We start from the raw sequence: 12,362 nt of genomic DNA on the forward strand, positions 1-12,362 counted from the left end.
GTCCGGAGACTAGAGATAAGGACGCTGTTCCTGCTTGTCCTTCTCATAACGGGCGCGGGCCTCGCGTACGGTGTCCAGGCTCGAGACCTCGGCGACCGGGACGTCCCACCAGGCCTCGCCGTCCGGGGCCGGGCGCAGCGGGTCGGTCTCGACGTGTACGACCGTCGTGCCGGACTCCTCGCGGGCCCGGGCGAGGGCGTCGCGCAGCTCCGGGGCGGTGCGCGCGGTGAACACCCGCGCGCCGAGGCTCGCGGCGTTGGCGGCGAGGTCGACGGGGAGCACCTCGCCGTTCAGGCCCGAGGGGGTGCGGTAGCGGTAACGGGTGCCGAACCGCTGCGCGCCGACCGACTCCGACAGGTTGCCGATCGAGGCGAAGCCGTGGTTCTGCACGAGGACGACGATGAGCTTGACGCCCTCCTGCACGGCCGTGACCAGCTCGCTGGACATCATCAGGTACGACCCGTCACCGATCATGACGAACACCTCGCGGCCGGTGCCGCCGCCCTCGTCGAGGGCCATCTTCACGCCCAGGCCGCCGGCGATCTCGTACCCCATGCACGAGTAGCCGTACTCGACGTGGTATCCCTTCGGGTCCCGAGGCCGCCACAGTTTGTGCAGGTCACCGGGCATCGAACCCGCGGCGCACACCACGACGTCGCGATCCCGCGCCGCCTCGCCCACGAGGCCGAGCACCTCCGACTGGGCGGGCAGGCCGTTCTCCGACGGGCGGAAGGCCTCGTCCACGACGGCGTTCCAGCGGGCGACGCGCTCGCGGGTCTCCTCCCGGTACGCCTCGGGCACCGACCAGCCCTCCAGCGCGCCGCGCAGCGCCGCCAGGCCGGCCGCCGCGTCGGCGACCAGTGAGGTGCCGGCGTGCTTGGCCGCGTCGAACGCGGCCACGTTGAGGTTGACGAACCGGGCCCGCCCGAAGAGGCTGCGCGAGGCCGTCGTGAAGTCGCTGTAGCGGGTGCCGACGCCGATGACCACGTCGGCCTCGCGGGCCAGGGCGTTCGCCGCGGTGGTGCCGGTGGCGCCGATCGCGCCGGCCGCCTGCGGGTGGTCCCACCGCAGCGAGCCCTTGCCGGCCTGGGTCTCCCCCACCGGGACGCCGGTCGCCTCGGCGAAGGCGCGCAGCTCCTCCGTGGCGCGGGAGTAGATCACTCCGCCGCCCGCCACGATCAGCGGCCGCTCGGCGCCGCGGATCAGCTCGGCCGCCCGCGCGAGCGCGGCGGGCTCGGGCACGGGCCGGGCCACGTGCCAGACCCGCTCGGCGAACAGCTCCTCGGGCCAGTCGTACGCCTCGGCCTGCACGTCCTGCGGCAGCGCCAGGGTCACCGCGCCCGTCTCGGCCGGGTCGGTCAGCACGCGCATCGCGGCCAGCAGCGCCGACGGGAGCTGCTCGGGCCGGTTGATCCGGTCCCAGAACCGTGACACCGGCTTGAACGCGTCGTTGACCGACACGTCGTACGAGCGCGGGTCCTCCAGCTCCTGGAGCACGGGATTGGCGACGCGGGTGGCGAAGACGTCGCCGGGCAGGAGCAGTACCGGGATCCGGTTGATCGTCGCCAGCGCGGCGCCGGTCACCATGTTGGTCGCGCCCGGCCCGATCGAGCTGGTGCACGCGAACGCGCGCAGCCGGTCGTGCGCCCGCGCGAAGCCGACGGCCGTGTGCACCATCGCCTGCTCGTTGCGCGCCTGGTAGTAGGGCAGGTCCTTGCCGTACTCCAGCAGCGCCTCGCCGATGCCCGCGACGTTGCCGTGGCCGAAGATGCCGAAGCAGCCGGCGAAGAACCGCTGCCGTACGCCGTCGCGCTCGGTCCACTGGTTCGCCAGGAAACGGACGATCGCCTGTCCGGTGGTGAGCCTCATCGTCACTCGCCCTTCGCCGGGGCCGCCGAGGTCAGGGGAAGGCGGGGGTCGGGTTCCTGCCCCGCCCAGGTCTCACGGATCCACGCGTGCGCGGGATCGTCGCAGATCAGCCACTGCCGCTCCGCTCCCGGACCGGCCATGACGTTCAGGTAGTACAGGTCGTACCCCGGTGTGGCCATCGACGGGCCGTGCCAGCCGTGCGGGATGACCACGACGTCTCCGGTGCGCACCTCGGCCAGCACGTCGATCGGCCGGTCCTCGGTGCCGTACACCCGCTGGTAGGCCATGCCGCCGCCGGCCACCTCGAAGTAGTAGATCTCCTCCAGCTCGCACTCGCCCTCGCGCGCCTCGTCGTGCTTGTGCGGCGGGTAGGAGGACCAGCAGCCGCCCGGCGTGATCACCTCGCAGGCGATCAGCTTGTCCGCGTACGGGAAGGCCTCCGGGGTGCAGAAGTTGTTCACCTGGCGGCTGGCGACGCCCGCGCCCCGCAGCTCCACCGGGACGTCCTCGGCCGGGACGTACCGGGCGGTCAGGCGCCGTTCGCACCGCGCCGACGGCAGCGCGAACCGCCCGCTCCCCCGTACGCGCACGGTGGCCTCGCGCGGCACGTACACGAAGTCGGTGACGCGGGAGAAGACGTCCTCGCGCCCGGCGACCTCGAACGTCACGCCGTCGCACTCGACCGTGCAGCCGCCGTTCAGCGGCAGCACGAGCATCTCCTCCTCCCCCGTCTCGAACACGTGCTCGCCGTCGATCTCCAGCGTCCGCAGCCCGGAAAAGGTCCAGCCCGCCGTCTCCGGCGTGACGACCAGACCGTACGGCGCGGACGCCGTGCTTCCCTGGGGCAGGTAGTACTTCGTCACGGCATGACCTCCACCGCCGCGTCCACTGCGGCCGCGACGTCGTCTCCGGGCGGATACAGCAGAGTGCGGCCGGCCACGATGCCCATCACACCGGGCAGCGCCAGGGCCTTGCGCCAGGTCGCCAGGGCGGCGTCCCGGTCGTCGGTGACCTCACCGCCGAGCAGCAGCGCCGGCAGCGTCGAGGCCGCCATCACGCGCTCCATCTCGTCCACGACCGGCACCTTCAGCCAGGTGTGGGCCGAGGTCGCGCCCAGCCCCGAGGCGATCGCGACGGCCCGCGTCATGGCCTCCGGGGTGAGCACGTTGCGCACCCGGCCGCCCTCGCGCCGGGAGATGAACGGTTCGACCATCGCCATGAGCCCGTGCCGGGCCAGACCGGTCACCGCGTGCGCGCACGACTCCAGCGTGCGGGCGGTCGCCGGATCGTCGTCGTCGATCCGCAGCAGCATCTTGCCGCCGTCCAGTCCCCGTTCGGCGATGGCCGGCACGTCGTAGGCGGTGAACCGGTCGTCGATCTCGAACGACGCCCCGGCCAGCCCGCCGCGGTTCATCGAGCCGATGACGACCTTGTCGTCCAGGACGCCGAGGAGCAGCAGGTCCTCGATCACGTCGGGCGTGCCCAGCACGCCGTCGACGCCGGGCCGCCCCAGCGCCACGCACAGCCGGCGCAGCAGCTCGGCGCGGTCGGCCATGGCCAGCGGCCGGTCGCCGGCGGCGAAGGCGCCACGCGCCGGATGGTCCGCCGCGACGATCATGAGCCTGCCGGCCGGGCCGAGCAGCGACGGCCGTCGTTTCCGGGTGGCCGCCGCCTCGGCGACGGCCTGCGGACGGTGCGCGCGGATCTCGGTCAGCGCGCCGATCCGTTCCGCGAACTCGCCGCAGTGCATGTCGGTTCCCTCGTTCACGGGCCCTCCTTCGTCGGGAGAGTGACCGGGCACACGTGTTGTCCGGTCCGCTGGCTGCGCTCGCTCACGGGGCCTCCGTTCGCTGGGAGAGCAGTTCTTCGACCTCGGCGGTGGTGGGCATCGCCTCCGAGCAGGCGATCCGCGAGGCGACGATCGCGCCGGCCGCGTTCGCGAACCGGATGATCCGGCCGGCGTCCCAGCCGGCCAGCAGGCCGTGGCAGAGAGCGCCGCCGAACGCGTCGCCCGCGCCGAGCCCGTTGACGACGTCGACCGCGACGGGCGGCGCCTCGACCACGCCGTCGTCGTCGGCGGCCAGGACGCCCTTGGGGCCCTGCTTGACGATCGCCAGCCGCACGCCGCGCTCCCGCAGCGCGGCGGCGGCGCGGCGCGGGTCGCTCTCGCCCACCGCCACGGCGCACTCCTCCTGGTTGCCGACCACGACGGTGACGTGGTCGAGGGCCTTGTCCACCCAGTGCCGCGCCTCCTCCGGCGACGGCCAGAGCATCGGCCGGTAGTCCAGGTCGAGCACCGTGGTCCCCGCGTGCGCCTCCAGACCGGTGAGCGTCGCCGTACGGCTCGGCTCGTCGGACAGACCCGTCACCGTCGCCCAGAAGATCGTCGCCGCGCGGATGGCGTCGAGGTCGAGCTCGTCCGCGCGGATCTCCATGTCGGGCGCCTTGGGATAGCGGTAGAAGTACAGCGGGAAGTCATCGGGGGGGAAGATTTCACAGAACACCACCGGCGTGGGCAGTTCGCGCACCGGCGTCACGAAGCGGTCGTCCACGCCGTACCCGCGCAGCGCCCGGTGGATGAAGCGCCCGAACGGGTCGTCGCCGGTCCGTGTGATCACCGCGGTCTTCCGCCCGTGACGGGCTGCGGCGACCGCCACATTGGTCGAGCTGCCGCCGAGGTATTTGCCGAAGGTCTCGACGTCCTCCAGCCGTACGCCGACCTGGAGCGGGTAGACGTCGACGCTCACCCGCCCCATGGTGATCAGGTCAAAGCCCATGGCTGCTCCTCCGCCGGAGTCGGCGACCACCGGGACCGTGCCCGCCGACTCGCTTCGATTCGCTCCGCTCCGTCATGTGGTCTCCATGAACGCCACGCTCGTCCGTACGTCGTCGACCGGGCCCGTGCCGGGAGGCGGCTCGGCGGTCAGGATCGTGTCCTGTTCCATGACATACCAACCGCCATAGCCCGCGGCGGTGAGGGCGTCGACGATTCCGGGGATGTCGATGTCCCCCTTGCCGAGGGGCCGGTAGATCCCCTGCCGTACGGCGTCGGTGTAGAGGAGCTCTCCGGCGCGCACCCGTGCGGCCAGCCGGGCGTCCACGTCCTTCAGGTGAACGTGGGCGATCCGGCCGGACGCGGCGCGGGCCAGCGCGAGCGGGTCGGTGCCGCCGATGAGCAGGTGGCCGGTGTCGAGGCAGAGCGCGATCCGCGACCCGGCCAGTACGCGGTCGACCTCGGCGGGGCCCTCGACGACCGTGCCGACGTGCGGGTGCAGTGTAGCCAGCAGGCCGCGGCCCGCGGCGTGGTCGGCGACCCGGTCGAGGTTGGTCAGGAGGATCCGCCAGTCGTCGTCGGTCAGGGCGGGCCGTTCGTCGTAGCCGTCCAGGCCGGTCGCGGCGGCCAGCACGAGCGTGCGGGCGTCGCCGAAACCGGCGAGCGCGCGCTCGACGTCCGGAAGCGGGTCGTGGCCGGCGTCGTGGAGCACGACCGGGACGAAGCCGCCGACCGCGCCGAGCCCGTACTCCGCCAGCAGCGCGGACCGCTCGCCCGGCTCGGCCGGCAGGAACCCGTCCGGGCCGAACTCCGTCGCGGCCAGCCCGGCGTCCCGCATCTCGGCCAGCACGCGGCCGGGCGCCATCTGGTGACCCCAGCCCGGCACCTCGCACACGCCCCAGGAGATCGGCGCACCGGCGATCCTCATGCGCGGACCTCCTCGACCGGCACGGCGCGCGCCTCCCGCCGGGACCGCTCGCACGCCTCGGCGACGTAGAACGCCTCCAGCGCCTCGTCCGGCGGGCAGGGGCTCTCGGCCTCGCCGGCGACGACCCGCAGGAACGCCCGCATCTCGGCGGTGTACGCCGGGCCGAACCGGTCGAGGAATCCGGTGCAGGGCGCGCCGGCGTGCAGGAGGTCCCCGTCGGCGGTCGCGAGCGGCGTGTGCTCGTTCAGGCCGGCGACCAGGCTGTCCTTGGCTCCCAGCGCCTCCAGCCGCACGTCGTAGCCGGCCGCGTTGTAGCGGGTCTCGCTGATGATCGCGATGGTGCCGTCGTCCAGGGTGAGCAGGGCGGCGCCGGTGTCCACGTCGCCGCTCTCGGCGAAGTAGTCCTCGCCCTTGTTCGCGCCGACCGCCACGACCTGGACGACCTCGCGGCCGGTGACGAAGCGGACGCCGTCGATGTCGTGGACCGCGCAGTCGCGGAAGATGCCGCCGGAGACCGGGATGTAGCCGGGGGGCGGCGGCGCCGGGTCGAGCGTGCAGGACCGTACGGTGTGCAGCCAGCCGAGCCGTCCGGCCGCCACCGCGTCGCGCACGGCGACGTGGCCGGCGTCGAAACGACGCTGGAACCCCATCTGGACCTGGCAGCCGGACCGCCGGACGGCCTCCATGACTTGGAGCGTTCCAACGATGTCCGGCGCGACGGGCTTTTCGCAGAAAACCGGGATGCCGGCATCGGCCGCGCGCGTCACGAGGTCCGCGTGGGCGTCGGTCGCGGCCGCCACGACGATCGCGTCGAGGCCGGAGGAGAACAGGTCGCCGACCGAGTCCGCCGCCCGCGCCCCGTGCTTGCGGGCGAGCGCCCTCGCCCTGTCGGCATCGACATCAGCGATCAGGACCGACTCGACTTCTGGCAGACCGCCCAGGGTTTCGGCGTGCCGGGCCCCGATGCGCCCGGCTCCGGCGAGCCCGATTCTCATAGGGTCCTCCGTGGTAGAACGTGTGCGAGCCGCGTTACGAGCGGGTTAACTCGGTGTTCCCGAGTCTGCTGCCGGATCTCCGGCCATGTCAACGATTTGTCATGACATTAAGAGGTAATACCTAAGTTGGGGAGAGCGGCGCTAAGATCTCGACATTCCGACCCTGAGGATCCGAGGTGCAGCGACCACCACTGACCGTCGACCGGAACAGCCCGGTCCCGCTCTACTTCCAGCTGGCGGAGCAGTTGGAGGCCGCGATCGTGGCGGGGACGCTCGCTCCCGGATCACGCCTGGAGAACGAGATCGAGCTCGCCGACCGGTGCGGCCTCTCCCGGCCGACGGTCCGCCAGGCGATCCAGCACCTGGTCGACAAGGGCCTGCTGGTGCGCAAGCGCGGCGTCGGCACCCAGGTCGTCCAGGCGCAGGTCAAACGCCCCATCGAGCTCACCAGCCTGTACGACGACCTGGCCGCCGCCCAGCGCTCCCCGCGCACGAAGGTGCTCGAACTGGCCACCGTGCCGGCCGGCGACGAGGTCGCCAAGGACCTCGGCGTGTCCCTCGGCACGCCCGTCGTCCGCCTGCGGCGGCTGCGGCTGACCGACAGCGAGCCGCTGGCCCTGCTGACCAACCACCTGCCCCTCGACATCGTCGAGCTGACCGCCGAGCGGCTCGAACGCCACGGGCTGTATGAGATCCTGCGCGCGGCCGGGGTCAACCTGCGGATCGCGAACCAGACCATCGGCGCGCGGGCCGCGACCACGGCGGAGGCCATGCTGCTGGACGAGCGCCGCGGCGTGCCGCTGCTCACCATGACCCGCACGGCCTTCGACGACAAGGGCCGCGCCATCGAGTACGCCACGCACGTGTACCGCGCGAGCCGCTACTCCTTCACCCTCACCCTCGTCGAACGCTGACGCCCGCGCCGGGGGCGGCGTTCGTGGCGAGCGGCCGCGCGGGGAGGGCGTCGGGCCGCTACGGTCGGGCTCGGTGCTGGCCGCCGCTCGCCCGCGGCGCGTGGTCGATGAAGGCCGGCGGCGTCGGCGGGCGCTCGAACAGCCGGCTCCGGATCTCGACGTCCTCGGCGGTGGGACCGGTGATGACGGCCAGCAGCAGGACCGTCAAGACGATGAACGCGACGACGACGACCGGAACCATGAAGCGCACCGGATCGATGCCGTGCACGACGGTCGGGCTCGGGTCCAGGCGCACGCGCAGCGCCGCCATGGCCGTGTAGTGCATGCCGGCGATGCCGAGCCCGGTGAAGATCCCGCCCGCGGCCATCTTCGGCGCGGACGGTTCGCCGTACCCCACGATGAACAGACCACAGGCGACCACGACCATTGCCAGAATGGCACTGGCGAGCGTAAAACCGATCCCGTACCGCACGGTGGAGCCGGTGACGCCGAAGCCGAGCATCGCGGAAAAGTGCATGAGCCAGATTCCCGTGCCGCCGATCGCGACCGCGGCGATCAACAGCCAGCGGACATGCCGCCCCGAACGGCGAAACTGCTGTGCCCGTACGGTGCACAACAGGCCGAGCAGTGACCCGGTGACCGACACGACATAGGCCAGAACAGGCGTGAACCAACCCAGCGCGAAATGATTCAAATGAGCCACGACCATTTTCCCCCAGCGCGAGCTCTCCCGTAGTGCGTGCCAGAATGGCCTCACGGATTAACTAATTCAAGGGTTCTAAACAATAAATTCGCGCGTCCATAATGGATCACTCTCCGTGATCGAAGGTTGACTCAGAAGGTTTCCCGCCGTGAAGTCATCGCGTCCTGGCGGCGGCCTGCGGACGGGGAATAGTCTCGGCGCCTGGCCGGCACCCGCCGGCCCGATTCTTCGCGGTGGTGACCACGTGCTCGAGCCCGGCGACGACCCGGTGAGACGCTCTCCCGAATTCTCCGGTGACGATCCGGGCGAACACTTCCCGGAAACGCCCGGCGACGATCCGGCCGGGCATTCGCCGGGCGTGCCCGGTGAGCGACGGCCGTGGCTCGTCGCCTGCCTCGTCGCCGTCTTCGTCGCGGCGGGCCTCATCATGATCCTCACGTCCGGACAGGACCACCACGGCGAGGCGAGACTCGTCTGCGAACGCTTCGTCAAGGGCCACGTGCCCGGCACGGACGTGCGCTTCTCCGGGGAGAAGGTCCGCGACCTGTCATCGGTCCGGCACACCGTCACCGGGACGGCACTCGTCGCCGGCCGTCCGCCGGCGCCGTACACCTGCACCGTCGACCACGGCGGAACGTCGTGGCGTCTGGTCTCCCTGACCGGAGTCTGACGCCGGGCGAACGCGTACGGGCGGTGCTCGTGTGCTCGATAGGGTGACGGCGTGGCAGGGGGCATCCAGACACCAGAGCCGTACGACGTCGTCATCGTCGGCGCGGGGCCGGCCGGCAGCAGCGCGGCGCTCGCGGCCGCCGAAGCCGGTGCGAACACCCTGGTTCTCGACCGCTCGTCGTTCCCCCGCTACAAGACCTGCGGCGGAGGGCTCATCGGCGTCACGCTCGACTCGCTGCCCGCCGGTCTGGACGTCCCGGTGCGGCAGGAGATCGTGGCGGCGACCTTCAGCGACCGCGGGAAGGACGTCCGGCACCGCAGCTCGCCCACGCGCATCCTGTCGCTCACCGACCGCGCCGACTTCGACCACGCCCTCCTCACCAGAGCCGTCGCCGGGGGCGCGGCGGTACGGCACGGGGTGACGGTCTCCTCGATCACCGAGGCGGACGGCGTGGTGGAGCTGGCCACGAGCGAGGGGCCGGTGCGCGCGCGTTACGTCGTCGGCGCGGACGGCAGCGCCAGCCGTACGGCCCGGCACGTCGGCGTGGAGCTCGGCCAGGTCGACCTCGGCCTGGAGGTCGAGCTCGACGCGGCGGGCGTGAGCGACGCGTGGCGGGGGCGGATCCACATCGACTGGGGGCCGATTCCCGGATCGTACGCGTGGGTGTTCCCCAAGGGCGAGCGCCTCACGGTCGGGGTCATCGCCCGCAAGGGCACGCCCGACCAGACGCGCGCCTACCTCAAGGCGTTCCTGCGCGAGCAGGGGCTGCGGGAGCAGAAGGTCCTCCGCGAGTCCGGCCACCTGACACGCTGCCGCACCCACGGATCGCCGCTGGGCCGCGGACGGGTCCTGCTCTGCGGCGACGCCGCCGGCCTGCTCGAACCCTGGACCCGTGAGGGCATCTCCTTCGCCGTCAGGTCGGGGGCCATGGCGGGCGGCACCGCGGCGCGGGCGGCGCGCGGAGAGCTCACCGACGCGCAGGAGGCGTACGCGGCGCGGATCGACTCGTCGCTGGCGCGCGAGATGCGGGCCGGGGTCCTGTTCCTGACGGCCTTCGAACGCCGCCCGCGGGTGATGCACCGGCTGCTGACCCGCACCCCGTGGGGTTGGCGCCTGTTCTGCCGCATCACCCTCGGCGAGACGACGCTCGCCAGGATCGCACGCCACCGGTCGGCACGGCTGGCACTGCGTCTCCTGGCCGGCGGCCAGGTTCCGGCGCGGTAAACCCCCACCCGTGGCCGACGACACCGCGCGGCAGGCCCCTGGGAATGAGAGACCGCCGGGAGCCTGTCGGTGTCCCGGCGGTCTTCGCGGCGCTCCCTCGCGGGAACCGGCCGCTGGTCGAATCAGTGCTGGTCGAGGACGGCGTGCAGGAAGTCCTGCGTGCGCTGGTTCTCCGGCTCGCTGAAGATCTTCTCCGGCGAGCCCTCCTCGACGATCTGTCCCTTGTCGAACATCAGCACGCGGTCGGAGACATCACGTGCGAAGCCCATCTCGTGGGTCACGCAGAGCATCGTGATGTCGGTTTCGTTCGCGATGTTGCGCAGCACGTCGAGCACGCCCGCCACGAGTTCGGGGTCGAGCGCCGAGGTGACCTCGTCCAGCAGCAGGATCTTCGGCTGCATCGCGAGGGCCCGGGCGATCGCGACGCGCTGCTGCTGGCCACCCGACAGCTGGGCGGGATGAGCGTCGGCCTTGTCGGCCAGGCCGACCAGGTCCAGCAGCTCACGGGCCCGCTCGTTCGCCTCGTCGCGGGACAGCTTCAGGACGTGCACCGGCGCCTCGGTGACGTTGCGCAGCACCGACATGTTCGGGAACAGGTTGAACTGCTGGAACACCATCCCGATGTCGTTGCGCACCCGGTGCAGGTACTTCTCGTCCGCGGGCACGAGGCGCAGTCCCCGCTTCATGTGCGACAGCGGGCGGCCGTTCACCCAGATGACGCCGTCGTCCACCTTCTCCAGCGTCATGAGCAGCCGCAGGATCGTGGTCTTGCCCGAACCGCTCGGCCCGATGAGGGTGACGCGCTCGCCGGGGGCGACGGAGAAGTCCAGCTCGCGCAGGACCACGTTGTCGCCGAAGCGCTTCACGACGCCCTCGAACCGGATGCCGTCGGCGCTGTCCTCCGACGGTGGCAGGGCCTCGGCTGCGGGGTCAGTTGTTGCCATAGCGGAACTCCAGGCGTCGCAGGAGGAGGGAGGACAGGACGCTGACGATGACGAACAGCACGCCGACGATCGTCATCGGCTCCAGGAAGCGCAGCGACTTGGCGCCCACTTCGTACGCGCTGTGCAGCATCTCGGGCACGGTGATCGCCAGCAGCAGCGGCGAGTCCTTGAACATCGCGATGAGGTAGTTGCCCAGGGTCGGGATGACCTTGCGCACGGCCTGCGGGAGGACGACGCCGAACCAGACCCGCCGGCGCGGCAGGTTGAGGGCGGTCGTGGCCTCCCACTGGCCGACGGGCACGTCCGCGATGCCGGCCCGGTACACCTCCGAGGTGTAGGAGGAGTAGTGCACGCCGAGGCCGATCACGCCCGTGACCAATGCGCTGAACGTCAGGCCGATCGAGGGCAGCGCGAAGAACAGGAAGAACAGCTGCACCAGCAGCGGCGTGCTGCGGATGAACTCCACCACCCAGCGGACCACCTGGTTGAGAATCCGGCTGGGCGAGCGGCGCAGCACGGCCCACAGCAGGCCGAGGACCAGCGCGACGGCGTAGCCGAGCAGCGTCGCCTCGATCGTGACGACCAGCCCGCGCAGCAGGTCCGGAAGGATCTTCCCGGCGAAGTGCCAGTCCCAGATCACTTGGCCGCCTCCAGGGTCTCGAGGGCCGAGCGCGTCGCGCGTCCCGGCCGCCGCCCGAGCATGATGTCGGCGCGGCGCTCGAGGTAACGCACGAGCAGCTGGAGCACCTGGGCGATCACGAAGTACATCACCAGGATCACCAGGAAGGCCGAGGTGGTCTGGCCGGTGGACTGGCGCAGCTGCTGTGCCCGGAGCATCAGGTCGGCGATGGAGATCAGCGACACGACGGCGCTGCCCTTCATCAGCTCGATCAGCAGGTTGCCGAACGGCGGCAGCATCAGCGCGATCGCCTGCGGCAGCAGGACCCGCCGCAGGCGTTGCCACGGCCGCATGTTGAGTGCGACCGTGGCCTCGTACTGCGCCTTCGGCACCGCCTTCACCGCGCCGCGCACGACCTCGGCGCCGTACGCGCCGACGTTGAGGCCGAGCGCGAGCACGGCCGCGAACATCGGTGCGAACCTGAAGCCGACCAGCGGCAGCGCGTAGAACAGCCAGTACATGAGCACCAGCGTCGCGGTGCCGCGGAAGAACTCCACGTAGACCCGGCCGACCGCCCGCACCCACACCGACCTGGCGCCGCCCATGAGCCCGAAGACGAAGGCGAGCACGAGCGCGAGCGCGCTGCCGTACACGGTGAGCTGAATGGTGACCCACGCGCCCCGGAGCAGCAGCGGGTAGCTGCTGAGGACGTCCGACACCCCG

13 protein-coding genes are annotated in these 12,362 nt (G+C 71.6%); 3 read left to right on the forward strand and 10 right to left on the reverse strand.

What is annotated here, in order from left to right; all coding sequences use genetic code 11:
- Positions 1 to 9 precede the first annotated feature (9 nt).
- The 6 genes from iolD to ABEA10_RS17530 form a co-directional block, all read right to left on the reverse strand.
- Positions 10 to 1,869: a 3D-(3,5/4)-trihydroxycyclohexane-1,2-dione acylhydrolase (decyclizing) gene (gene iolD / locus ABEA10_RS17505; RefSeq protein WP_345464853.1), complete on the reverse strand. Its 1,860-nt coding sequence runs from the start codon at positions 1,867 to 1,869 to the stop codon at positions 10 to 12.
- A gap of 2 nt (positions 1,870 to 1,871) precedes the next feature.
- A complete protein-coding gene (gene iolB / locus ABEA10_RS17510) occupies positions 1,872 to 2,732 on the reverse strand; it encodes a 5-deoxy-glucuronate isomerase (RefSeq protein WP_345464855.1) in 861 nt (286 codons plus the stop codon).
- On the reverse strand, positions 2,729 to 3,619 hold the full coding sequence (locus ABEA10_RS17515; RefSeq protein WP_345465163.1) for a Cgl0159 family (beta/alpha)8-fold protein: 891 nt from the start codon (positions 3,617 to 3,619) through the stop codon (positions 2,729 to 2,731). Before ABEA10_RS17515 ends, iolB begins: the two co-directional genes overlap by 4 nt.
- An 82-nt stretch (positions 3,620 to 3,701) precedes the next feature.
- Positions 3,702 to 4,646 carry a 5-dehydro-2-deoxygluconokinase gene (gene iolC / locus ABEA10_RS17520; protein ID WP_345464857.1) on the reverse strand — a complete coding sequence of 315 codons (945 nt, stop codon included), beginning with the start codon at positions 4,644 to 4,646 and terminating at the stop codon, positions 3,702 to 3,704.
- A 72-nt stretch (positions 4,647 to 4,718) separates the two neighbouring features.
- Complete coding sequence (locus ABEA10_RS17525; RefSeq protein WP_345464859.1) at positions 4,719 to 5,570, reverse strand: TIM barrel protein; 852 nt, start codon at positions 5,568 to 5,570, stop codon at positions 4,719 to 4,721.
- A complete protein-coding gene (locus ABEA10_RS17530; protein WP_345464861.1) occupies positions 5,567 to 6,565 on the reverse strand; it encodes a Gfo/Idh/MocA family protein in 999 nt (332 codons plus the stop codon). Before ABEA10_RS17530 ends, ABEA10_RS17525 begins: the two co-directional genes overlap by 4 nt.
- Positions 6,566 to 6,741: 176 nt before the next feature.
- Here ABEA10_RS17530 and ABEA10_RS17535 point away from each other — a divergent pair, with 176 nt between their 5' ends.
- Positions 6,742 to 7,479 carry a GntR family transcriptional regulator gene (locus ABEA10_RS17535; protein WP_345464863.1) on the forward strand — a complete coding sequence of 246 codons (738 nt, stop codon included), beginning with the start codon at positions 6,742 to 6,744 and terminating at the stop codon, positions 7,477 to 7,479.
- A gap of 58 nt (positions 7,480 to 7,537) precedes the next feature.
- Here the strand turns inward: ABEA10_RS17535 and ABEA10_RS17540 are convergent, their stop codons facing one another.
- The gene (locus tag ABEA10_RS17540; RefSeq protein ID WP_345464865.1) at positions 7,538 to 8,182 is read right to left on the reverse strand and encodes an MHYT domain-containing protein; all 645 of its coding nucleotides are present in this window, start codon (positions 8,180 to 8,182) and stop codon (positions 7,538 to 7,540) included.
- A 244-nt stretch (positions 8,183 to 8,426) separates the two neighbouring features.
- On the opposite strand from ABEA10_RS17540, the gene ABEA10_RS17545 reads away from it, so the two are divergent.
- Together ABEA10_RS17545 and ABEA10_RS17550 are read left to right on the forward strand one after the other, a co-directional pair.
- Positions 8,427 to 8,852, forward strand: a complete 426-nt coding sequence (locus tag ABEA10_RS17545) for a hypothetical protein (RefSeq protein ID WP_345464867.1) — start codon at positions 8,427 to 8,429, stop codon at positions 8,850 to 8,852.
- Positions 8,853 to 8,903: 51 nt separating this feature from the next.
- Positions 8,904 to 10,076 carry a geranylgeranyl reductase family protein gene (locus ABEA10_RS17550; RefSeq protein ID WP_345464869.1) on the forward strand — a complete coding sequence of 391 codons (1,173 nt, stop codon included), beginning with the start codon at positions 8,904 to 8,906 and terminating at the stop codon, positions 10,074 to 10,076.
- 122 nt (positions 10,077 to 10,198) lie between these two features.
- On the opposite strand, the gene ehuA is transcribed toward ABEA10_RS17550, so the two are convergent.
- Genes ehuA through ehuC form a run of 3 tightly spaced genes read right to left on the reverse strand, consistent with a single transcriptional unit; the run spans position 10,199 to position 12,358 of the window.
- Positions 10,199 to 11,020 carry an ectoine/hydroxyectoine ABC transporter ATP-binding protein EhuA gene (gene ehuA / locus ABEA10_RS17555; protein ID WP_345464871.1) on the reverse strand — a complete coding sequence of 274 codons (822 nt, stop codon included), beginning with the start codon at positions 11,018 to 11,020 and terminating at the stop codon, positions 10,199 to 10,201.
- Positions 11,007 to 11,660, reverse strand: coding sequence for an ectoine/hydroxyectoine ABC transporter permease subunit EhuD (gene ehuD / locus ABEA10_RS17560; protein WP_345464873.1), 654 nt, complete (start codon positions 11,658 to 11,660; stop codon positions 11,007 to 11,009). Before ehuD ends, ehuA begins: the two co-directional genes overlap by 14 nt.
- Positions 11,657 to 12,358 carry an ectoine/hydroxyectoine ABC transporter permease subunit EhuC gene (gene ehuC, locus ABEA10_RS17565; protein ID WP_345464875.1) on the reverse strand — a complete coding sequence of 234 codons (702 nt, stop codon included), beginning with the start codon at positions 12,356 to 12,358 and terminating at the stop codon, positions 11,657 to 11,659. The genes ehuD and ehuC overlap by 4 nt, the downstream gene beginning before the upstream one ends.
- Between the last annotated feature and the right edge of the window lie 4 nt (positions 12,359 to 12,362).

This window comes from Actinoallomurus oryzae (assembly GCF_039541955.1).
GTDB classification, from domain to species: Bacteria; Actinomycetota; Actinomycetes; order Streptosporangiales; family Streptosporangiaceae; genus Actinoallomurus; species Actinoallomurus oryzae.